The sequence below is a fragment of the Nocardia sp. NPDC050697 genome (assembly GCF_040654395.1).
GTDB lineage: Bacteria > Actinomycetota > Actinomycetes > Mycobacteriales > Mycobacteriaceae > Nocardia.
Window position 1 is genome coordinate 128122 of the sequence record NZ_JBFAHY010000001.1, and the last position, 21507, is coordinate 149628.

Annotated in this window: 19 protein-coding genes; 10 read left to right on the top strand and 9 right to left on the bottom strand. The window is 72.4% G+C overall.

What is annotated here, in order from left to right; translation table 11 throughout:
- The first annotated feature begins 47 nt into the window (after window positions 1–47).
- The 5 genes from AB0H71_RS00635 (at window position 48) to AB0H71_RS00655 (ending at window position 5635) form a co-directional block, all read left to right on the top strand.
- The gene (locus tag AB0H71_RS00635) at window positions 48–479 is read left to right on the top strand and encodes an NfeD family protein (RefSeq protein ID WP_357013304.1); all 432 of its coding nucleotides are present in this window, start codon (window positions 48–50) and stop codon (window positions 477–479) included.
- Complete coding sequence (locus AB0H71_RS00640; RefSeq protein ID WP_357013307.1) at window positions 479–1762, top strand: SPFH domain-containing protein; 1284 nt, start codon at window positions 479–481, stop codon at window positions 1760–1762. Before AB0H71_RS00635 ends, AB0H71_RS00640 begins: the two co-directional genes overlap by 1 nt.
- A gap of 298 nt (window positions 1763–2060) precedes the next feature.
- Window positions 2061–2987, top strand: a complete 927-nt coding sequence (locus AB0H71_RS00645) for a CorA family divalent cation transporter (protein ID WP_357013309.1) — start codon at window positions 2061–2063, stop codon at window positions 2985–2987.
- 180 nt (window positions 2988–3167) lie between these two features.
- Entirely contained in the window at window positions 3168–4127 is a 960-nt protein-coding gene (locus tag AB0H71_RS00650; RefSeq protein ID WP_357013311.1) for a S1C family serine protease, read from the top strand.
- A gap of 122 nt (window positions 4128–4249) precedes the next feature.
- Window positions 4250–5635, top strand: a complete 1386-nt coding sequence (locus tag AB0H71_RS00655; protein ID WP_357013314.1) for a pyridoxal-phosphate dependent enzyme — start codon at window positions 4250–4252, stop codon at window positions 5633–5635.
- Window positions 5636–5700: 65 nt separating this feature from the next.
- Here the strand turns inward: AB0H71_RS00655 and AB0H71_RS00660 are convergent, their stop codons facing one another.
- A complete protein-coding gene (locus tag AB0H71_RS00660) occupies window positions 5701–6369 on the bottom strand; it encodes a TetR/AcrR family transcriptional regulator (protein WP_357013316.1) in 669 nt (222 codons plus the stop codon).
- A 91-nt stretch (window positions 6370–6460) separates the two neighbouring features.
- On the opposite strand from AB0H71_RS00660, the gene AB0H71_RS00665 reads away from it, so the two are divergent.
- Together AB0H71_RS00665 and AB0H71_RS00670 are read left to right on the top strand one after the other, a co-directional pair.
- Window positions 6461–7381, top strand: a complete 921-nt coding sequence (locus AB0H71_RS00665) for an ATP-binding cassette domain-containing protein (protein ID WP_357013318.1) — start codon at window positions 6461–6463, stop codon at window positions 7379–7381.
- Window positions 7378–8187 carry an ABC transporter permease gene (locus tag AB0H71_RS00670; RefSeq protein ID WP_357013320.1) on the top strand — a complete coding sequence of 270 codons (810 nt, stop codon included), beginning with the start codon at window positions 7378–7380 and terminating at the stop codon, window positions 8185–8187. Before AB0H71_RS00665 ends, AB0H71_RS00670 begins: the two co-directional genes overlap by 4 nt.
- On the opposite strand, the gene AB0H71_RS00675 is transcribed toward AB0H71_RS00670, so the two are convergent.
- A complete protein-coding gene (locus AB0H71_RS00675) occupies window positions 8132–8848 on the bottom strand; it encodes a TVP38/TMEM64 family protein (RefSeq protein ID WP_357013322.1) in 717 nt (238 codons plus the stop codon). The two genes, AB0H71_RS00670 and AB0H71_RS00675, sit on opposite strands and share 56 nt — an antisense overlap.
- A gap of 182 nt (window positions 8849–9030) precedes the next feature.
- On the opposite strand from AB0H71_RS00675, the gene AB0H71_RS00680 reads away from it, so the two are divergent.
- Genes AB0H71_RS00680 through meaB form a run of 3 tightly spaced genes read left to right on the top strand, consistent with a single transcriptional unit; the run spans window position 9031 to window position 14137 of the window.
- Window positions 9031–10884 carry a methylmalonyl-CoA mutase family protein gene (locus tag AB0H71_RS00680; RefSeq protein WP_357013324.1) on the top strand — a complete coding sequence of 618 codons (1854 nt, stop codon included), beginning with the start codon at window positions 9031–9033 and terminating at the stop codon, window positions 10882–10884.
- Window positions 10881–13145: a methylmalonyl-CoA mutase gene (scpA, locus tag AB0H71_RS00685; RefSeq protein WP_357013327.1), complete on the top strand. Its 2265-nt coding sequence runs from the start codon at window positions 10881–10883 to the stop codon at window positions 13143–13145. Before AB0H71_RS00680 ends, scpA begins: the two co-directional genes overlap by 4 nt.
- Window positions 13142–14137 (top strand): methylmalonyl Co-A mutase-associated GTPase MeaB, encoded by a 996-nt coding sequence (gene meaB, locus AB0H71_RS00690; RefSeq protein ID WP_357013330.1) that lies wholly within the window; start codon window positions 13142–13144, stop codon window positions 14135–14137. The genes scpA and meaB overlap by 4 nt, the downstream gene beginning before the upstream one ends.
- Here meaB and AB0H71_RS00695 read toward each other — a convergent pair.
- The 7 genes from AB0H71_RS00695 to AB0H71_RS00725 form a co-directional block, all read right to left on the bottom strand.
- A complete protein-coding gene (locus AB0H71_RS00695) occupies window positions 14134–15099 on the bottom strand; it encodes a DUF1152 domain-containing protein (protein WP_357013332.1) in 966 nt (321 codons plus the stop codon). The two genes, meaB and AB0H71_RS00695, sit on opposite strands and share 4 nt — an antisense overlap.
- A 149-nt stretch (window positions 15100–15248) precedes the next feature.
- Window positions 15249–15482, bottom strand: coding sequence for a hypothetical protein (locus AB0H71_RS00700; RefSeq protein WP_357013334.1), 234 nt, complete (start codon window positions 15480–15482; stop codon window positions 15249–15251).
- 1126 nt (window positions 15483–16608) lie between these two features.
- Window positions 16609–17019: a helix-turn-helix domain-containing protein gene (locus AB0H71_RS00705; protein ID WP_357013336.1), complete on the bottom strand. Its 411-nt coding sequence runs from the start codon at window positions 17017–17019 to the stop codon at window positions 16609–16611.
- A 184-nt stretch (window positions 17020–17203) separates the two neighbouring features.
- Window positions 17204–18088 (bottom strand): amidohydrolase family protein, encoded by an 885-nt coding sequence (locus AB0H71_RS00710; RefSeq protein WP_357013338.1) that lies wholly within the window; start codon window positions 18086–18088, stop codon window positions 17204–17206.
- Window positions 18085–19113 carry a nucleoside hydrolase gene (locus tag AB0H71_RS00715; protein WP_357013341.1) on the bottom strand — a complete coding sequence of 343 codons (1029 nt, stop codon included), beginning with the start codon at window positions 19111–19113 and terminating at the stop codon, window positions 18085–18087. Before AB0H71_RS00715 ends, AB0H71_RS00710 begins: the two co-directional genes overlap by 4 nt.
- Window positions 19114–19163: 50 nt before the next feature.
- The gene (locus AB0H71_RS00720; RefSeq protein ID WP_357016072.1) at window positions 19164–20510 is read right to left on the bottom strand and encodes a CoA transferase; all 1347 of its coding nucleotides are present in this window, start codon (window positions 20508–20510) and stop codon (window positions 19164–19166) included.
- A gap of 141 nt (window positions 20511–20651) precedes the next feature.
- The gene (locus AB0H71_RS00725) at window positions 20652–21419 is read right to left on the bottom strand and encodes an SDR family oxidoreductase (protein ID WP_357013344.1); all 768 of its coding nucleotides are present in this window, start codon (window positions 21417–21419) and stop codon (window positions 20652–20654) included.
- Between the last annotated feature and the right edge of the window lie 88 nt (window positions 21420–21507).

Below are 21507 nucleotides of genomic sequence, written 5' to 3' on the forward strand. Positions count from 1 at the left end.
CGCGCGCAACCGCCCGGAACGTGGGCCCCGGCGGCTAGAGTTGGGGCGTGGCCGCAATCGTCTGGCTGGTCGCGGGAATCCTGCTCGCGGCGGCGGAGATCTTCACGGGGGAGCTGACCCTGCTCACGCTGGGGCTGGCCGCGCTCGGCACCGCGGGGGTGAGCGCCGCCTTCGACACCTCGCTGGTCGTCGACGCGCTGGTCTTCGCCGCCATCACGCTGGTGCTCTTCGCCGGGGTGCGCCCGGTGCTGCGCCGGAAGTTCGGCACGCCCCCGCCGATCGCCACCAACGTGGACGCGCTGCCGGGCAAGACGGCGCTGGTGCTGCAGCCGGTGGCCGAGCACGCCGGGCAGGTCAAGATCGACGGCGAGGTGTGGACCGCGCGCCCGCTGAATCCGGACGAAACCTACGAAGAGGGCACGAGCGTGTACGTGATGAAGATCGACGGCGCGACCGCCGTCGTCTGGAAGGGGCCGTAATGGCTGTACTGATCGTCGCCGCCGTCCTCGTCCTGCTGGTCGTGGTGGTGGTGTTCAAGTCGATCGCGCTGGTGCCGCAGGCCGAGGCTGCGGTGATCGAGCGGCTCGGCCGCTACTCGCGCACCGTCTCCGGGCAGCTGACCTTCCTGGTCCCGTTCGCGGATCGGGTGCGCGCCAAGGTCGACCTGCGCGAGCGCGTCGTCTCCTTCCCGCCGCAGCCGGTGATCACCCAGGACAACCTGACGCTGCAGATCGACTCGGTGGTGTACTTCCAGGTCACCAGCCCGCAGGCGGCGGTGTACGAGATCAGCAACTACATCGCGGCGGTCGAGCAGCTCACCGTCACCACGCTGCGCAACGTGGTCGGCGGCATGACCCTGGAGGAGACGCTGACCTCCCGCGACGAGATCAACAGCCAGCTGCGCGGGGTACTGGACGAGGCCACCGGCCGCTGGGGCCTGCGGGTGGCCAGGGTGGAGCTCAAGGCCATCGACCCGCCGCCGTCGATCCAGGAGTCGATGGAGAAGCAGATGAAGGCGGACCGCGAGAAGCGGGCCATGATCCTTACCGCGGAGGGCACGCGGGAATCCCAAATCAAGACCGCCGAGGGCCAGAAGCAGGCGCAGATCCTGGCCGCGGAGGGCGGCAAGCAGTCCTCGATCCTCTCCGCCGAGGGCGAGCGGCAGAGCCGCATCCTGCGCGCCCAGGGCGAGCGCGCCGCCGCCTACCTGCAGGCGCAGGGCCAGGCGAAGGCGATCGAGAAGGTGTTCGCCGCGATCAAGTCCGGCAAGCCGACGCCGGAGCTGCTCGCCTACCAGTACATGCAGACGCTGCCGCTGGTCGCCAAGGGCGACGCCAACAAGGTGTGGCTGGTGCCGAGCGATTTCGGCAAGGCGCTGGAGGGCTTCGCGAAGAGCTTCGGCAGCCAGGGCGCGGACGGCGTGTTCCGCTACGAGCCGCCCGCGGGCGACGCCGCGCAGAGCCGTCCCGAGGACGGCGACGACGAGGTGGCCGACTGGTTCGACACCGCCCCCGACCCGGCCATCGCGCAGGCGGTGCGCGCCGCCGAGGAGACCGCCCGCACCCCGGTGGACACCTCCCCGCCCACCGGGAGCAGCAGGCACGAGCCCGCGCCGCACCAACCGGTGATTCCGCCGCAGCGGGCCGTCCCCCCGGCGCAGCCGCAGCCGGAGCCGCAGCCCGAGCAGCAGCAGCGCCCACCGGCGCACCGGGCGGACGACCCGCTCGGGAAGCCGTGGCAGCCGCCGGGCACCTTCCAGTAGCGGAGCGGGGCGAGACCGATCGGTCTCGCCCCGTCCCGGCTTTCGCCCCGGTGACGTGGAGGGGAACATCCGTCTGCGCGATTGACGAACGGGCACAGCGGGTTTTCTAATGGTCGGCGGCGCACGTCGCGCGTCCACCCCCTGGAGCTCGTGCGCGGAAGTCGGGTGCGCTCCGGGAACCCTCGCTCACGACCCGGAAGGACCTGCCATGACCACGATCCACCCGACTGCCGAGAAGTGCCCGCGCGCAATCGTTCTCCGCGCGGCAGCAGCAGTCTCGCACGGAGGGTAGGGCGCCGTGGCCGTTTCCGCCGTCTCTCCCGTCCGCTTCGACACCGAGGTCCTGCAGAAGCACTGGATTCCGCTGCCCGCGGGCGACCACGACACCGCCGCGGTGCTCCGCGACCGGCTCGGGGTCGATTTCGCCGAGGCCGGCGAGCGGATCTGGGCCACCGAGGACTTCCTCTACGTCCCGGTCGCGCTGGATTACCTGCGCGCGGGCCGGGTGGAGCACAACAGCGTGGTCTTCGCGCTCGGCCGCGAGTTCCTGGTGACGCTGCAGCCGCGCGAGCACTTCCCGCCCTTCGACGCCGCCATCGTCGAGATGCGCAGGCGCGCGGAGCTCACCGCCTCCCCGCACGGCGTCATGTACACGCTGCTCTGGGCGCTGAACGACGCCGCCGAGCAGGTGGTCGCGCACGGCGGCGCGCTGCTCGACGCGCTGCGCGACGATATCGACGGCCCCGGCGGGGTGCACTACGGCCGGGAGATCGCCCCCACCGCGGTGCGCGAGCTCATGGCCCGGATCGGCGCCGCCGAGGACATCCTCTCCCGGGCCCGCCGCTCCCAGGTGCGGCTGGCGCGCGCCGCCAGGCACCTGCGCGCCGAGGCCACCGGCCGCGGCGCCGGGCTGCGGCCGCTGCTCGACGACCTGCTCGACGATGTCGACGGGGTCGCGCAGCAGGCGGGGTTCGAGCACGACCGGGTCGGCTACCTGCAGCAGTCGCTGCGCACCCGGCTGGATGCCGAGCACACCCGGATCGTCAAGGCGTCGGCGGTGCTCTCCGCGGTGCTGCTGCCGCCCATCCTGATCGCCGCGCTCTACGGCATCGATGCGAGCTGGATGCCGGAGCTCTCCTGGCAGCACGTGGTGCTCGCCACCGTGCCGCTGACCATGCTCGCGGTGGCCGTCGCGCTCGCCGTCGTGGCGCGGCGCAACCGCTGACCGCAGCGGACCGGGGGCCGGGGCGGTGGGATTGCGCGCCGCAGCCGGAGCAGTTCGTGACCTCGCGGTGCCGGATGACCCGGAAACACGCCGTGCACGCGGTGTTTTCGGCGTGGCGCGGGCCGGATCGGTGCACGCTGGACGGGGATGTATCCGGCCGGTGAGCAGGGGTGGTGCGCGGTGTCGCGAGGATTCGAACCCGGCGAGCTGCCGGAACCGGTGCGGGCGGGGGAGCCGGTGCCGGACGCCTACTCGCGCGCGGTCGGCGCGGTCGCCGACACCGTGCTGCCCGCCGTCGCCGGGGTCGCCACCCGGCGCTCGGCGGGGTCGGCGGTGGTCTGCACCGACGACGGGCACCTGCTCACCAGCGCGCACCTGATCGGCCCCGCCGAGAGCGCCGACGTGCGGTTCGCCGACGGCACCGTCGCCGTCGCCGACGTGACCGGCAGCGACCCGCTCAGCGACCTGGCGGTGCTGCGCGCCCGCGGCGGCGGCCCGGCCCCGGCGCGGCTCGGCGATGCCGACACCCTCACGCTGGGCAGGCTGGTGGTGGCGCTGGCCGACCCGGCGGGCCCCGGCGGCGCGGTGAGCGCGGGCGTGGTCGGCGCCGTCGACCGCGCCGTGCCGGTGCTCTCCCGGCGGGCCGGGCGGCTGGTGGAGCAGGTGCTGCACACCGATGTGCGCTGCGAGCCGCACGCCGCCGGCGGGCCGCTGGCCGATTCCGCGGGGCGGGTCGTCGGGGTGCTCACCGGGGTCGCGGGGATCGGCGGGCTCGCGGTGCCGATCGGCGCGGTCGCGCACCGGGTGCTCGACGCGCTGCTGGCCGAGGGGCGGGTGCGGCGGGCCTACCTGGGCGTCGTGGTCGCGGCCGCGCCGGTGCCGCCCGGGCTGCGCGCGGTGGCCGGGCAGGCGGCCGGGGCCAGGGTCACCGCGGTGGTGCGCGGCGGCCCCGCCGACCGGGCCGGGATCCAGCGCGGCGATCTGCTGCTGCGCGCGGGCGAGGCGGTGCTCACCGGGGCGCGGGAGCTGCAGCGGCTGCTCTTCGCCGAGGCGATCGAGGTCGCGCTGGCCTGCACCGTGCTGCGCGGGAGCGAGCCGGTGACCGTCGAGGTGACCCCGCCGGAGTGGCTGCCCTCCTGATCGGATCGCGCTGACCCGAAGGGTTTCCGGCCGCCCGCGGCCGGTGCGAAGCTGACGGTGGTCCCGGTCGTGCGTGGGAAAGGTGAGCCGATGGCGCGGAACGAACACCCGAGGTCGGGCGCGTGACCGCCGTGCGCCCGCGCGCCGGGGTCTACGAATCGGTGGACGCCGCCATCGGCGGCACCCCCCTGGTCCGGCTGAACCGGGTCACCGACGGCATCGCCGCCACGGTCTACGTCAAGCTGGAGTACCTGAACCCGGGTGGCAGCGTGAAGGACCGGGCCGCGCTCGGCATGATCGACGCCGCCGAGGCATCCGGCGTGCTCCGCCCCGGCGGCACCGTGGTCGAGGCGACCTCCGGCAATACCGGCATCGGGCTGGTCGCCATCGCGGCGGCGCGCGGCTACCGGACCATCGTGGTCGTCCCGGACAAGTCGAGCCGGGAGAAGGTGGCGCTGCTCCGCGCCTACGGCGCCGAGGTGCACGTGACCCCCGGCGGCAGGCCGGTCGGCCACCCCGAGCACATCCGCAGCATCGCGCTGAAGCTGGCCGAGGAGACGCCGGATGCCTGGTTCGCCGGGCAGTACGACAACCCGGCGAACCCGGAGGCGCACCGCAATACGACCGGCCCGGAGATCTGGGCGCAGACCGAGGGCCGGGTCACGCACTACGTGGCCGGGGTCGGCACCGGCGGCACCATCACCGGGGCGGGGGAGTACCTGCGCGAGGTCTCCGCGGGGCGGGTCACGGTGATCGGCGCCGACCCGGCCACCTCGGTCTACGGCGGCGGCGACGGCCGCGCCTGGTACGTGGAGTCGGTGGGGCACTTCCTGCACCCCGACACCGAGGAGGATCTCTGGCCGGAGTCGTACCACCCGGAGGTGGCGGCGCGCATCGAGCGCGTCGGCGACGTGGAGGCGATCTCGCTGCTGCACCGGCTGGCCAGGGAGGAGGGGCTGCTGCTCGGCGGCTCCTCCGGGACGTCGATCGCGGCCGCGCTGCGGGTCGCGCGTGACCTCGGCCCCGAGGGCGTGGTGGTGGTGATCGCGCCGGACTCCGGGCGGGCCTACCTGTCCAAGTACTTCGACGACGAATGGCTGGGGCGGTTCGGCTTTCCGCTGGTGCGGGCGCTGGACGAGCCGTCGGTCGGCGATCGGGCCGAGGTGTCCCGGGTGGCGACGGTGATCGGCTCCAAGGCGACCGTCGGCGAGGCGCGGGCCCTGCTCGGCACGGCCCCGGTGCTGCCGGTGGTGCTGCACCGGGTCACCCCGGGTGCCCCGGTCGCCGCCGAGGTGCAGGGCAGTGTGCGGGCCGCCGCGCTCGCCGGCGCCGGCGACGCGGAACCCGTTGCCGCGTACCTGGAACCGCCGCTTCCGCTGCTCGGCAGCACCGAACCCGCCGCCGCGGCGCTGGAGCGCGCGGGCGACGGGCCGGTGCTGCTCGCGCACGAGGGCCGGGTGGCGGCGGTGCTCGGCGGGGACGAACTGGCGCGGTTGCGGGCGGGGTAAAGGGCTCGCGAGGCAGCGCTTCCGCGGCCGGGCACACGGTTCACCGCAGCCGACGGCTTCCGCGGCTACCGATTCCTCCCGGCGATCCCGAAGAGCAGCGCGTCGATCCCGGCCCGAAAGGCCGCATCGGCATCGAACCCGCCACCCGCGGCGGGCGCGCCGGCGAGAAGCGCGGTCAGATGCGGATAGTCACCCCGCGCCAGCAAGGCCAGCATCGCCCCCGGATCCTGCCCGACCGCCCCCGCGCCCTCCTGCGCCGCGAAGGTGCTGATCCACCCGGTGAGCTGCGCGATCCCGACCATGACGGTGGCGCCGTCCAGCCCCGCCGGGCCCAGCGCGCCCGCCAGGTGGTCGAGGTAGCGCAGCGAATTCGGCCCGAGCGCCGCGGGCGTCACCCGCTGCACCCACGGATGTCTGCGGTGCAGCGCCCTGACCTGCTCCGCCACCGCGAGCACGTCCGCGCGCACATCGCCGGTGAGCGGCGCGAACTCGTACTCCGCCGCCACGTGATCGACCATGAGCGCGAAGAGGTCGTCCTTGCCGTCGACGTAGCGGTACAGCGAGGCGGCCGCGGTGCCGAGCCGCTCCGCCACCCGCCGCATGGAAACCGCCGCCAGCCCGGCCTCGTCGGCGATCAGCACGCAGGCCGCGGCGATGTCGTCCAGGGTGTGCGCGGGCCTCGGCCCCGGCCGCACCTGCTCGGCCCGGAGCCACGGTGAGTTCGCGGATGACATCGGACCAGAATGCCTCGAGCCGCTGATTGCGAACGCTGTACGCGGTCGGGTAGCGTGAACTGCGAACGTTGTTCCCAATCGAGGGGTTGTGGTGTCCGCTATCCGAACCGAAGCGCTCCGGCGGCACTACGGCGGGCGCGCCGTCGTCGACGGCATCGATCTCCGGGTGCCCGCGGGCACCGTGCACGCGCTGCTCGGGCCGAACGGCTCCGGCAAGACCACCACCGTGCGCATGCTCGCCACCCTGTTGCGCCCCTCGGGCGGCCGCGCGACGGTGCTCGGCCACGACACCGTGACGGCGGCGCGCGCGGTGCGACGGCGGATCGGGCTGGTCGGCCAGTTCCACGCCGTCGACCCGATGGCGACCGGGCGGCAGAACCTGGTGATGTTCGCCCGGCTCAACGGCCTCGCGGCCCCCGCCGCCCGCCGCCGCGCGGACGAGCTGCTCGCCCGCTTCGATCTCGCCGACGCCGGTGACCGCCTGGTGCGCACCTACTCCGGCGGCATGCGCCGCCGGCTCGACATCCTGGCGGGCACCGTGGTCCGTCCCGAGGTGCTCTTCCTGGACGAGCCGACCACCGGCCTCGACCCGCACAGCCGCGACGACATCCACCGCTACCTCACCGAGGCGGTCGCCGCGGGCACCACCGTGCTGCTCACCACCCAGTATCTGGACGAGGCCGAGCGGCTCGCCGACGCCGTCACCATCCTCGACGCCGGGCGCATCGTCGCCACCGGAACCCCGGCCGAGATCGTGCGGACCGTCGGCGTCCGGCTGGAGGTGGCCGTGCCGGACGAGCAGCGCGCCGCCACCGCGGCGGTCATGGCCCGGCTCGGCGGAACACCGGTGCCGCACAGCGATACCGCCTACGCCTTCGCCGCCGCCGCGCCCGCGCTGCTCACCGTGGTCCGCGCGCTGGACGCCGCCGGGGTCGAGGCCCGCGACATCGGCAGGCGCACCGGTACCTTGGACGACGCCTTCCTCGCGCTCACCGCCCGGCGGTCCGCATGACCGCCCCCGGCCGCACCACCCCGGCCGGCACCGCGATTCGCGTCCTCGTCCGCCGGGTGCTCACCGACCACCGCAACAACCCGGCGCTGCCCGCCATCACGCTGGCCGCGCCCGCGGGCATGATGCTGCTCTTCGGTTTCGTCTTCGGCGGCGCGCTCGCCGCCGGGCAGGACGTCGTCGCCTACCGCTCCTACCTGACCCCCGGCATCCTGGTGCTGGTCGCCGCCACCGGCGTCGTGGCCACCGCGGTCACCGCCGCCGCCGACCTGCGCAGCGGGCTCACCGACCGGATCCGCGCGCTACCGCTCGCCCCGATCGCCGCCCCGGCCGGAATCGCCGTCGCGGAGACGCTCATCGGCATCCTCGCGCTCGGCGTCATGGCCGGGGTCGGCTTCCTCTCCGGCTGGCGGATCACCGCGGGGCCCGGCGAGATCGCCCTCGCCCTCGCGCTGCTCGTCGGCTTCCGCTTCGCGCTGGCCTGGCTCGGCGTGGCACTGGGCGCGACGATCCGCGACGAGCAGGTGCTCCAGCAGACGGCACCGCTCATCTTCGGCACCATCATGTTCTCCAATATCTTCGTGCCGACGTCCACCATGCCCGCCGTCCTCGCGGCCGTCGCCGAGTGGAATCCGGTGAGCGCGGTGGTGGCGGCGCTGCGGCTGTTGCTCGCCGACGCGCATCCCGCCGCCGACGCGAGCTGGCCACTGCGGTACCCGATCGCGGCGAGCGCGCTCTGGATCGCCGCGCTGCTCAGCCTCGCGGTCCCGGTAGCGGTGCGGCGCTACTCGGGAGCGAGTCCGCGCTGACCGCGGCATCGTCGGCTCCGACCGCCGGTTGCCAGCGGCTGTCCAGCACCAGCCCCGCCACCCCCATCAGCAGGCACGCCACCGAGACCGCGATCATCTCCGGCGACGTGCCGCTGACCAGCGCGTCCGCCAGGATCACGGTCGCGGCGGTGCCCGGCAGCGAGCCGAGCACCGTCGCGACCAGGTACGGCCCGAAGCGGATCGAGGAGAGCGCGCAGCAGTAGTTCACCACCGAGAACGGCGCGAACGAGATCATCCGCAGCGACCACACCGCCAGCCAGCCGCGGCGGCGCAGCCGCTCGTCCACCGCGCGCACCGCGGGGTGCGTGAGCCGCGCCGCCACCCGGCGCCCGTCCAGCCTGCGCACCAGCAGCAGCGCCAGCGCGGCGCTCACCGTGGTCGCGGCCAGCGCGACGGTGAGCCCGAGCCCGACCCCGAAGAGCACCCCGCAGCTCACCGTGAGCACCGTTCGCGGCACCGGCGCGATGGTGACCAGCGCGTAGATCGCGAAGAAGATCAGCGGGAAGGCCGGGCCCACCGAGTCCGCCCACTCCTGCACCCGGGCCGGGCCCGGCAGCGGCGCGAGCACCGCCGCCGCGCACACCACCAGCACCGCGGCGAGCAGCGCGAGGGCACGGGGGGAGCGGATGAGCTGGATCACCCGGGCGAGGTTACCGGTTGGTAGTGGCGGGCCTCGATCGGCGGCCGGGAGCGGGCCGCTAGCATCGAAGTGACGACAGACGAATCCTCGTTAACCGGAAGCCCCGCTGAGCTGGGCGAATACCCGGTTCGGGGCGGTGCACGCGCGGTGCCGTTCCGGCGAGGGGAGAGAGAAGAGCAGCGATGCCGATTGCTTCAGATCCGGCCACCGAGCCGGTGCCGGAGTACGCCGCGTGGCGCAGGGGTGTGGCGGGGGTGCTGGCGAAGGCGCGCAAGGTCGACGCCGCCGAGCTGCCGGACGAGCCGGAGACGCTGCTGACCGAGACCACCTACGACGGTCTCGCGGTCGCCCCGCTCTACACCCGGCGTGACGAGCGTCCGGAACCGCCACTGCCGGGGACGTTTCCGTTCGTCCGCGGCGCCGACGCCCACCGCGACGTGCACCGCGGCTGGTTCGTCTCGGGCCGGGTCACCGACACCGACCCCGCCGCCGCCAACCGCCGAATCCTGGCCGGGCTGGAGAACGGCCTCTCCGCGCTCTGGCTCGGCGTCGGCGAGCGCGGCGTGCCGGTGGGCGGGCTCGGCGAAGCCCTGAGCGGCCTGCTCTTCGACCTCGCCCCGATCACGCTGGACGCGGGCGCCGAGGCCGGTGCCGCCGCCGCGGCGCTCTTCGCCGCGCTGGACGGCTACCGGGCCGCCGACCGCACCGCCATCCGCGTCGCGCTGGCCGCCTCCCCGCTCACCGACGAGTTCGCCGGGATCGCCGGGGTCACCCTGGACGACGCCGTCGCCCTCGCCCGCACCGCCGCCGCCCGCACCGAGACCGTGCGCGCGATCACCGTGGACGGCACCGCCTTCCACGACGCGGGCGCCTCCGAGGCACAGGAGCTCGGCGCCGCGGTCGCCGCCGGGCTGGAGTACCTGCGCGCGCTCACCGCCGCGGGCACCGATATCGCGGACGCGCTGGGGCAGCTGGAGTTCCGGCTCGCCGCCACCGACGACCAGTTCGCCACCATCGCCAAGTTCCGCGCCGGGCGCACGCTCTGGGCCCGGGTCGCGCACGTCTGCGGCGCCCCCGATTTCGGCGGCGCCCCGCAGCACGCGGTCACCTCCGCGGCCATGATGGCCAAGCGCGACCCCTGGGTGAACCTGCTGCGCACCACGCTCGCCGCCTTCGGCGCCGGCGTCGGCGGCGCCGACACCGTGACCGTGCTGCCCTTCGACTCCGCGCTCCCCGCGGGCGAACTCGGCGTCTCGCAGAACTTCGCCGACCGGATGGCGCGCAATACCCAGCTGCTGCTGCTGGAGGAGTCGCACCTGGGCCACGTGCACGATCCCGGCGCCGGCTCCTGGTACATCGAGGACCACACCGCCCGGCTGGCCGAGGCCGCCTGGGAGTTCATGCGCGAGATCGAGGCCGCGGGCGGGTACCGCGCGGCGCTGGCCGCCGGGCTGCTGGCCGAGCGGATCGGCGCCACCAGGGCCGCGCGCGACGCCGATGTCGCGCATCGCCGCTTCGCCGTGACCGGTGTGAACGAGTTCCCGAACCTCGCCGAGGCCGCGCTCTCCGAGCAGGCCCGCGAGCCCGGCCGGGTGGCCCGCTACGGCGCCGCCTTCGAAGCCCTGCGCGACCGCTCGGACGTGTATCTGGCCGCCAACGGCGCCCGGCCGCAGGCGCTGCTGGTGCCGCTGGGCAAGGTCGCCGAGCACAATGTCCGGGTCACCTTCATCGCGAACCTGCTGGCCTCCGGCGGGATCGAGTCGGTGAACCCCGGCCCGCTCGAGCTCGACGGCATCGCCGCCGCCGCGAAGGAGTCCGGCGCGCGCATCGCGGTGCTCTGCGGCTCGGACGCGCGCTACGCCGAGCAGGCGGGCGCGGCGGTGCGGGCCCTGAAGTCGGCCGGTGTCGAGACGGTGCTGCTGGCCGGTTCGGCGAAGGCCGTGGCCGGGGTCGCGGATCAGCCCGTCGGCTACCTGGCCGCGAAGATCGATGCGGTGGCGGCGCTGTCCGGCCTGCTGGAGAAGGTGGGAGCATGACGACCGGTGAGATCGAGCACGTGATCGGCAGCTTCGCCGACGTGCCGCTGAACGAGCACGCCCCGGAGCCGGCCGCCGTCGGCCCGGACGCGGTCTCGGAGTTCGTCGCGGAGGCCGCGGCCGCCACGAACTACGCGCCCGAGCAGCTGACCTGGGCCACCCCCGAGGGCATCGACGTCCCGCCGGTCTTCACCAAGGCCGACCGCGACGCCGTCGCCGCCGAGGGCTACCCGCTGGACAGCGTGCCCGGCGTTCAGCCCTTCCTGCGCGGCCCGTACCCGACCATGTACGTGAACCAGCCGTGGACCATCCGGCAGTACGCCGGCTTCTCCACCGCCGCCGACTCCAATGCCTTCTACCGGCGCAACCTGCAGGCCGGGCAGAAGGGGCTCTCGGTCGCCTTCGACCTGGCCACGCACCGCGGCTACGACTCCGACCACCCGCGGGTGCAGGGCGACGTCGGCATGGCGGGCGTGGCGATCGACTCCATCCTGGACATGCGCCAGCTCTTCGACCACATTCCGCTGGACCAGGTCTCGGTCTCGATGACCATGAACGGCGCGGTGCTGCCGATCCTGGCGCTCTACGTGGTCGCCGCCGAGGAGCAGGGCGTCGCTCCCGAGCAGCTGGCCGGAACCATTCAGAACGACATTCTGAAGGAGTTCATGGTCCGCAACACCTACATCTACCCGCCCAAGCCCTCGATGCGGATCATCTCCGACATCTTCGCCTACACCAGCGCGAAGATGCCGAAGTTCAACTCGATCTCCATCTCCGGCTACCACATCCAGGAGGCCGGTGCCACCGCCGACCTGGAGCTCGCCTACACCCTCGCCGACGGCGTGGAGTACATCCGGGCCGGCATCGCGGCGGGCATGGAGGTCGACGAGTTCGCGCCCCGGCTCTCCTTCTTCTGGGCCATCGGCATGAACTTCTTCATGGAGGTCGCGAAGCTGCGCGCCGGGCGGCTGCTCTGGAGCGAGCTGGTCGCGAAGTTCGAGCCGAAGAGCGCGAAATCGCTCTCGCTGCGCACCCACTCGCAGACCTCCGGCTGGTCGCTCACCGCGCAGGACGCCTACAACAATGTGGCGCGCACCTGCATCGAGGCCATGGCCGCCACCCAGGGCCACACCCAGTCGCTGCACACCAACGCGCTCGACGAGGCGCTGGCGCTGCCCACCGACTTCTCCGCCCGGATCGCCCGCAATACCCAGCTGCTGATCCAGCAGGAGTCCAACACCACGCGTCCGATCGACCCGTGGGGCGGCTCGTACTACGTCGAGTGGCTCACCCACCAGCTCGCGAACCGCGCCCGCGCGCACATCGCCGAGGTGGAGGCGCACGGCGGCATGGCCCAGGCCATCGGCGAGGGCATCCCGAAGCTGCGCATCGAGGAGGCCGCGGCCCGCACCCAGGCCCGCATCGACACCGGCCAGCAGCCGGTGATCGGCGTGAACAAGTACCAGGTCGAAGAGGACCAGCAGGTCGAGGTCCTCAAGGTGGAGAACTCCCGGGTGCGCGCCGAGCAGCTGGAGAAGCTGCGCGCGCTGCGCGCCGAGCGGGATTCCGCCGCCGTCGAGCGGGCACTGGCCGAGCTCACCCGGGCCGCCGCCGCGTCCGAGGGCGGCATGGCGAACAACCTGCTCGCGCTGGCCATCGACGCCGCGCGCGCCAAGGCCACCGTCGGCGAGATCTCCGATGCGCTGGAGAAGGTGTACGGCAGGCACCAGGCCGAGATCCGCACGCTCTCCGGGGTGTACCGCGACGAAGCCGGAAAGGTCACCAACATCAGCAGCGCGATCGAACTGGTCGAGGAGTTCGCGGAGGCCGAGGGGCGCCGCCCGCGCATCCTCGTCGCCAAGATGGGCCAGGACGGCCACGACCGCGGCCAGAAGGTGATCGCCACCGCCTTCGCCGACCTCGGCTTCGACGTCGACGTGGGCCCGCTCTTCCAGACCCCGGAGGAGGTGGCGCGCCAGGCGGCCGACAACGACGTGCACGTGGTCGGGGTCTCCTCGCTGGCGGCAGGCCACCTCACGCTGGTGCCCGCGCTGCGGCAGGCACTGGCCGATGTCGGGCGCCCCGACATCATGGTCATCGTCGGCGGCGTCATCCCGCCCGGTGACTTCGACGAGCTCTACGCGGCGGGCGCCGCCGCGATCTTCCCGCCCGGCACCGTCATCGCCGACGCCGCGATCGACCTGCTGCGCAAGCTCGCCGCCGCGCTCGGCCACGACCTCGGCGGTGGCGCTGCGGAATGAGCACGCGCGTCATCGATGTCGACGCACTGGCAGGCGCGGTCCGCTCGGGGGAGCGGGCCGCGCTGGCGCGCGCCATCACCCTGGTCGAATCCACCCGCTCCGATCACCGGGACAAGGCCCAGGAGCTGCTGCTCCGGCTGACCCCCGAGGGCGAGGTCGCCGCCTCCAACCGGGTCGGCATCACCGGCGTGCCCGGCGTCGGCAAGTCGACCTTCATCGACGCGCTCGGCATGGACCTCATCCGCAAGGGGCACAAGGTCGCGGTACTGGCCGTCGACCCGTCCTCGACCCGCACCGGCGGCTCCATCCTCGGCGACAAGACCCGCATGGCGCGGCTCTCCCTGGAGGCCGACGCCTTCATCCGCCCCTCACCCACCGCGGGCACGCTCGGCGGCGTCGCCAAGGCCACCCGCGAGACCATCGTCCTGCTCGAGGCCGCCGGGTACGACGTGATCCTGGTCGAGACCGTCGGCGTCGGCCAGTCCGAGGTCACCGTCGCCAATATGGTCGACGTCTTCTGCTTCCTCACCCTCGCCCGCACCGGCGACCAGCTCCAGGGCATCAAGAAGGGCGTGCTCGAGCTCGCCGACCTGGTGGCGGTGAACAAGGCCGACGGCAAGCACGAGATCGAGGCCAAGGCCGCCGCCCGCGAGCTCGCCGGCGCCTTGCGGCTCATCCATCCCCACGACGCGCTCTGGAAGCCGCCCGTGCTCACCATGAGCGGGCTCGAGGGGCTCGGCCTGGACACGTTCTGGGACACCGTGCTCGAGCACCGGCGGGTGCTCACCGACGCGGGGGAGTTCGCCGAGAAGCGGCGGCGGCAGCAGGTCGACTGGACCTGGACCATGGTGCACGACCAGCTCTTGCGTCGCCTCGCCGAGAACCCGTCGGTGAAGGCGGTGCGCGGGGATGTCGAGAAGCAGGTGCGGGAGGGGACGTTGACCGCCGCCCTCGCCGCCGAGCAGCTGGTCCGGGCGTTCGACGGGGCCTAGACCGGGATGGTTCGCCGGGGCCGCAGTGAGATCTGGTCGCGGAAGGCTTCGATGGCGGCGGCGACTTCGAATGGTGTTTTCGCGTCGGCGATCTCGTTGCGGTAGCGGACTCTGTCCGCGACGGGGTCGAGGTCGAATCCCCAGACCATCGACATCAGCGGGTTGATGAACAGTTCGGCGCCTTCGGCGCGGGTGCGTGCCAGGGAGTGGTGGTCGCCGTATTCGCCGCGGGCGGCGTCGATGATCGACGCGCAGACGATGCTCTCCCGCCCGGGGGTGTGCTGCTGGACCCAGTCGACGGCGTCGAGCCAGGCATCGGTGGCGGCGTTGCCGGGCAGCAGCGCGAACACGCCGTGGTACGCGCCGAGTTTGCTGAGGGCGGCGACGTTCTCCAGGAAGTGCGCGTGGCAGAGGCCGTGGTAGGCGTCGACGCCGAATCCGACGCAGACCGCGAGCTTGACCGGCAGGTCGAGTGCGTGCGCGGCCAGCAGGCTGGTGATGTCCTCGACCGGAGTCCCGAGCCCGGCCTCGTCACCGGTCATGAGGAGATCGGTGCCGCCGTCGACCAGAACGACCGCGTCCAGGTCCAGCTCGCGCGCCAGCCACGCGTAGGCGGCCCTGATATCGCCGGGGCCGCCCTTGCGGATCAGGAACACCTGGTCCGGGTAGCCGTGGTCGCGTAACCAGACCGCGAGGTGCTTCTCCGGGAAGTAGGAGATGGGACCGGTGGTATCGGCGTCGATCTCGAACAGTCCCTTCGCCACCGGTTGTGCGTCGGTGCGGGTGACGGGTGAGAAGGTGAGGTTGGCCAGGAAGACCGCCTTGTGCTGCCCGTGCAGCGCGAAGGCTATCGGCAGGCCACTGAGCAGGTCGAACCCGCCACCGGCGCCGACTATCAGGACCCGCTCACAGTGTCGGAGGCGATACAGCAGCGGCGTGTCCAGCAGGGTGGGTGCAACCATCTGTCGAAGTATTCAGCACAAGCTTTCCGGGGTCGACCTGATCTCCTGCTGCGACGGGTAGAGCCTGCGCATGTCAGTCAGTAGATCATCACCTAATCCCTGACAACCGCACGGCCAGCGCAGCCGGGATGTACTGAGGGCGAGGAATATCAGCTGGCGATCATTCCGCGTTCTGGCCACTGCCCCCTCTCGCGCTTGAGGCCGAGTATCCTTCTCGCGGCATCGTAGAACTGGTGGTCATAAAAACCATCGTCAGGGCGAGGCTGTTGAGATGATGTCTCGATGGTCAACGTCCTGACGAAATTCTCGTAGTCGTCTCCGAAATCGTATACTACAGCGCTTTCGGACTCTGAGTTCTTTCTGACATATAGCAGAATGGCCATTTATCCATCACTTTCGAAGTCTTCGCTGCGTGGCCAGTCGAATTGTTGTTGTATAACTCTGTATGCGTCCTGGTAGGCTGCGCCAGGATTCTCTCTCATGTATATGGTTCTGCCAACTCGTGTTCGAGGAGCAGGTAGTTTTCAGGTAGACGTGGCTGTCGATACTGCGCGGCTGACGTTGCCGGCAGCGTTGTCGACGTCCATCGGCTCGAGTGGTGCTGCTGCGGAGAGACTATCCGAGATCGCTCTGGGACTGGTAGAAGTGGTGACATCCTCAAAGGTCGTAGGCAATCGAGTTTCCAGTTCGGCGAGTTCGGATGGCGCGGGTTGGCGTTCTGGGGGAATCGTCTCTGGTGAGGGGTCGGATTCGAGTCGCTGTTTCGGTGCTGCTGCCGCCCACGCAGATGGCCGCTCCGGCGGCGTCGGAAAATACCTTCGCGCCGATTTTGACGGCGGTGTAGCCGGCTCCCTCGCCGATGGCGGTCCAGATGCTGGTTTCGGCGACGGCGTCGATGATGTGTTGCCGGTGTCTTCGAGGGTAGCTTCGCGCCGGGGTCGGTGGACCGTTGCAGACCGTTGGCGTTCTCGATGAGAAGTTCGCCGCCGTCGACGTCCCGACTACCTTGTGGCCGTGAGCGACCGAATCGCCAGCGTCCCCCAGGCATTCCACCCACACCTTAACGAGAACTGGAAAACGCCACCTCGTTGGAGCGCTCGGGATTGCCTGATCCAGGGGTAGGGATGGAGATCGCGACGCCCGAAACAGGGATGCCAAAGGCCACTGCGGTGCATGCAGAGACGGGTTCGAAGCTGACCAGAGCATGAATGAGTCGAGTCGGTTACGAAGGCGCCGGCATCGGCGTGCACATGCCGATCGAACAGCCCCCCGACGACCGAGCTCTCGATCCTGACAGCCGCACCCGCAACGCCCTGCTCCGCGGCCTGCGCTGCCTCGGCGAACGCGGCTTCGCTATCCTCGCCGGCCGCTGGCGCGCCCTGCGGCACGTCACCTGCAGCCCCGGAAAGATCGGCATCATCACCAAGGCTGCACCGATCCCCGGAGCGGGCACAAGTGTGCTGTCCGAACGATGTTCACTTGTAGGCGGCGGCCCCGTCGAGGGAACCGTTACTGCCCGTTCTCCGCGTCGAACTCCGCGCGACACTGCTCGATGTAGGCACTGTTGGTGCGCGCCCAGTTGGCGATGCCCTCGATGTGCACCGCGAGACTGTCCCCGAGCGGCGCCAGCGCGTACTCCACCTGCGGCGGCGTCGTGGGATACACCTTGCGGCTGATCATCCCGTCGCGCAGCAGATTCCGGGTGCTCACGGTGAGCATGCGCTGCGAGATACCGGGAATCGCGCGCTGCAGCTCGTTGAAGCGGCGCGGGCCGGAGTGCAGCTCGACGAGGACGAGCAGGCTCCATTTGTCGCCGAGCCGCTCCAATACCTCCTTGATGCCGCAGTGATCACCGCCACAGGGCCCCTGCGCCTCGGTGCCACCGGCCTCGTCGGTTACCTCGATGTGCGTTGCCGTCACGAAAGTGCCTCCTGTCGGTCGCCGGGTTCCCCGGAGATGATCGTTCTGCGGCCGTGGGAAGGGCTCGGCGGGGGCGGGGGAGCCGGGCCCGCCACGGTCGCGGTACGCCGGGACGGTGGGGCCGCAAGGGGGCGGTTCCACCGGACCGGGGCGTGCCGGAGACGGGGTCGCCGACCTTTCAGTCTTACACAGATCCTTCGATTCCGAAGAGCTGGGCGGCGTTGTCGTACAACACCTTCCGCACCCACTCGTCCCCGAGTTCCAGCCGCTCCAGCGCCTCGACGGCGTGCGCGTACCGGTACGGGATATTCGGGAAGTCGCTGCCGAACAGGATCCGCTCGCCGAGATCGCGGACCCGCCCGTACTCGGCGCGCGGGTAGGGCGCGTTCTCCTCGCTGAAATCGGTCCAGACCATGGTGGTGTCCAGCCGGACGTCCTCGTACCGCTCGGCGAGATCGAGGAACTCGGTGTACTCCGGCGTCCCCATGTGCGCGATGATCAGCGGCAAATGCGGAAACCGGCGCAGCACGCCGGCGATCCGGCCGGGGCCGGTGAACTCCCCGGGGGCGGGGCCGGAGCCGCAGTGGATGACCACGGGCACGCGGGCGTCGGAGAGGATGCCCCAGACCGGGTCGAGCAGCGGATCGTCGGGGGCGAAGGCGCCGACCTGGATGTGCACCTTGAAGACCCGCGCACCGGCTTCGACGGCCTCGGCCACGTAGGTCTTCGCCTCGGGCTCGGGGTAGCAGGTGGCGGTGTGCAGGCAGTCGGGGGTCGCCGCGGCGAACGAGGCGGTCCAGGCATTGAGCCAGGCCGCCATCTCCGGCTTGTGCGGGTACACCAGCGAGGTGAAGGCGCGCACGCCGAACGAGCGCAGGGTGGCGAGCCGCTCCTCCTCGCCCGCCCGGTAGGTGATCGGCCACTCCCGCCCGGTCAGCGGCCCGACCTGGTCGAAGTAGGCCCACACCTTGCGCATGACGTTGTGCGGCATGAAGTGCGTGTGCACGTCCACGATCCCGGGAATGCCCAGCCGCGCGCGGAGCGCGGCGAGCCGCTCGGCCTCGGTCACGGTGCCTCCCGGTAGACAGCCGCGGCGAAGTCGCCGACGCGCTCGATGAGCCGGGTGAAGAACAGTTCCGGGTCGGTGCCGACCACGATGTCGGCATTGGGCTCCCGGCCCCACATCCCCGCCCAGTCGGCGACGGTGGTGCCGCGGGTCAGCGCGCCGGTGAGCTCCACGGCGACGGTCGCCGGGCGGGTGACGGCGAGCGCCGGGTCGAGCGTCACCGCGGCGGCGAACGGGTCGTGCATGTGCGCCAGGTAGCCGAGGTCGTAGGAGCGGTGGAAGTCGAAGTAGAACCGGACGGCGTCGGTGAGATGCCGGACGATCGGGTTCGAGGTCGCGGAGCGGAAGGCGATCGGATCTTCCGGGCCGACGGTCTCGACCGGCGTGCTGCCCGCCCGCTCGGCGAGCCGGGTCAGGTGCTTCGGCAGCATCTCGATGGTCTCGGTGATGTCCAGCCCGCACACCAGCGGGCGCTGGGGCGCTCCCGAGAAGGCGTCGAAGACCTCGGCGGCGGCCTCCGGATCGACGTGGATGTTCCACTCGGCGGTCGGCGTCGTGTTGCCGGGGTGGTTGAAGGCGCCGCCCATGATGACCAGGCGGCGCAGCAGGCGGGGGAGCGCGGGTTCGGCGCGCAGGGCGAGCGCCAGGTTGGTGAGCGGGCCGGTGCAGAGGCCGGTGATCTCGCCGGGGTTCGCGCGCACGGTGTCCACCCAGAGTTCGGCGGCGGTGCGCTGGGAGAGCGCGCGGGTGGTGGCGGGCAGTTCGGCATAGCCGACGCCGTGCGGGCCGTGCGTGTCCTCGGTGGTGCGCAGCGGAATCGCCAGCGGGTCGGCGGCGCCCAGCGCTACCTCGATCTCCGGTGCCCGGCACACGTCCAGCCAGGCCAGATTATTGGCGGCGACCCGGGCGGCGGGCACATTCCCCGCCGTCGACGCGATCCCGACGATCTCCGCCTCCGGCGAGGCGAGCAGGTAGAGCAGTGCCAGCGAATCGTCGATCCCGGTATCGACATCGAGCAGAATCCGCACGTCGGCGAGCTTAGCCCGGCCGCGGAGCGGACCGGCCGGGCGGTCGGCGCTCAGCGCAGCGCGACCGCCCACTCCAGCGGCGACGACCCGTACTTCGGCGCCGGCCACGGGTACTCGGGGTACTCGGCGAAGGCGGGCCGCGCGGTGGTCGCCCCGCCACCGGTGATGGTCAGCTCCGGCGCGGCCGGGGTGGCGGCCGGGTGCCGCGGCGTGCGGTCCGGCGCGGCGAGCAGCCAGGAGGCGGTGCGGGCCAGCGCGGCGCGCACGTCCCGGCCGGAGCCGTCGACGGTGCGCAGCGCGAGCGCGTCCAGCACACCCGCGGCCAGCAGGTAGCCGGTGGCGTGGTCGAGCGCCTGGGCGGGCAGCGTGCCCGGCGCCACCTCGGCGCCCTCCAGCACCGCGATCCCGGCGGCCGCCTGCACGATGGAGTCGAAGCCGCGGCGCAGCCCCCACGGGCCGTGCTCGCCCCACGCGCTCACCCTGGCGTGGATCAGCCCCGGCCGCACCGACGGATCGATCCCGGCGAATTCCAGTGCGCCCGGCCGGTACCCGGTGACCAGCACATCGGCCTCGGCGAGCAGCTCGTGGAAGCGCTCGAGGTCGGTGCCGAGATCGAGCAGCGCGGAGCGTTTGCCCTGGCAGGTGTCGGCGAACTGGAGCGGGATCTCCGGCAGCTTCGGCGGGTCGAGGCGGAGCACGTCGGCGCCGAGCAGCGCCAGCGCCCGCGTCGCGACGGGGCCGGCGATCACCCGGGTCAGATCCAGCACCCGGAGTCCGTGCAGCGGGCGCGCCGGGTCGGTGCCGAGCCCGACCCGGTCGCCGCCGATATCGGTGCGCCGATCCATGGCGACCAGCGGCCCGGCGGCGGCGGCGCGCCCCTGCTCGCTCTGCGCCCACTCCTCCTCGGTGCGCACCCGGACCACGATGGCGCCGTGCTCGGCGGCCCGGTCCTCCAGGTCGCTCGCCCGGTTCATGGCCAGGTGGGTGACGGCGAGGTCGGTGCTCGCGTCGGCGGGCAGCCCGAGCGCGGAGAGCAGCGCGGCCCGGTGGTGCGGGTAGTTCGCGTGCGTGCGGATCCAGCCGTCGAAGGTCGGGAAGAAGCCGGAGAGGTCGCCGAAGGCGCTCACCGGCTCGCCGCCGAGCCGCAGCACGTGGTCGGAGGCGAAGGCGGTGCTCACTCGCGCCGGGTCGAGCGTGATCGGCGCGGTGGGGAGCCCGCGCACCGCGCGCAGGCGGTTGGCGGCGGCGGTCACGGCGGTCAGCGAGCCGGCCGCGAGCGTCCAGACCGGCAGCGTGGCGGCGAGGTGGTTACCCGCCTCGACGGCGGCGGCGGCGCCGGAGGGAGCGATCCCGATCCCGGTCTCGTAGGCGTGGACCAGCGGGTCGTGCGTGTTCACCGGCACGGAACCCCCCTCTGCGACGTGCTCGTGACTCACGAGGGGTCATCGTTCCACAGTGAGCGACGCCGTGTCGCGGTGGAGTGGGCCGTGTCTCGGCCGGAAACCGCGGTGGGCGGGAAAGGTTCATCCCGGCCCGGTTCAGCCCGCCGCGAGCGCCGCGATGTGCTTGAGCACGTCGGGGTAGCGCTGGGTGTGCGCGCCGCCGTCGAGCGCGATGTTCGAGCCGGTCATCCAGCCCGCCGCGGGCGACGCCACGAAGGCCACCGCGGCCGCGATGTCCTCGGTGGTCCCGGCCCGGCCGAGTGGGGTGTTGTCGACGAAATCCTCGACCAGGCCGGGCACCAGCGCCGCGCCCTCGGTGAGCGGGGTCGGCACGAAACCGGGGGAGATGGCGTTCACCCGGATGCCGCGCGGCCCGAGCTCCAGCGCCGCCACCTCGGTGAGCATGGCGACGCCCGCCTTGGCCGCGCAGTACGCGCCCATGGCGACTCCGGGCTGGGTGGCGTTGAGCGAGGCGATGAGCACGATCGAGCCGCCCGGCCGCAGCGCCGGCGCCGCGTGCTTGACCACCAGGAAGGCGCCGGTGAGGCAGACGTCGACGGTGGCGCGCCAGTCCTCGGCGGCCAGATCGGTGAGCGCGCCGGGCCGGGAGATGCCCGCGCAGTCCACCACGGTGTCGATGCCGCCGTGCCGCTCGGCGACCGTCGTGATCAGTTCGCGCACGCTAGCCTCGTCGGTCACCTCGACCGGCAGCGCCTCGGTGCCGAGCTCGGCCGCGTACTTCCGCGCGTCCGCCTCGTTGCGGTCGGCGATCACCACGGTCTCGCCGTCGGCGTGCAGCCTGCGCACGGTGGCCAGCCCGATGCCGGACGCGCCGCCGACCACGATGCTCACCCGCTGGGTCATCTCGTTCCCCGTTCTGTGTGGACAGTGTTCCGCACAGGTGTACAGCATGGGCTCGGCGGACGGGCCGAATATCGGGCGGTCCGGTATC

Coding starts and splice junctions, on each gene's coding strand:
- AB0H71_RS00640 (WP_357013307.1), top strand. CDS start 479: ATGGCTGTACTGATCGTCGCCGCCGTCCTCGTCCTGCTGGTCGTGGTG.
- AB0H71_RS00660 (WP_357013316.1), bottom strand. CDS start 6,369: ATGTCATCCGCGAACTCACCGTGGCTCCGGGCCGAGCAGGTGCGGCCG.
- AB0H71_RS00670 (WP_357013320.1), top strand. CDS start 7,378: ATGACCGCCCCCGGCCGCACCACCCCGGCCGGCACCGCGATTCGCGTC.
- AB0H71_RS00680 (WP_357013324.1), top strand. CDS start 9,031: ATGCCGATTGCTTCAGATCCGGCCACCGAGCCGGTGCCGGAGTACGCC.
- scpA (WP_357013327.1), top strand. CDS start 10,881: ATGACGACCGGTGAGATCGAGCACGTGATCGGCAGCTTCGCCGACGTG.
- meaB (WP_357013330.1), top strand. CDS start 13,142: ATGAGCACGCGCGTCATCGATGTCGACGCACTGGCAGGCGCGGTCCGC.
- AB0H71_RS00695 (WP_357013332.1), bottom strand. CDS start 15,099: ATGGTTGCACCCACCCTGCTGGACACGCCGCTGCTGTATCGCCTCCGA.
- AB0H71_RS00700 (WP_357013334.1), bottom strand. CDS start 15,482: ATGGCCATTCTGCTATATGTCAGAAAGAACTCAGAGTCCGAAAGCGCT.
- AB0H71_RS00725 (WP_357013344.1), bottom strand. CDS start 21,419: ATGACCCAGCGGGTGAGCATCGTGGTCGGCGGCGCGTCCGGCATCGGG.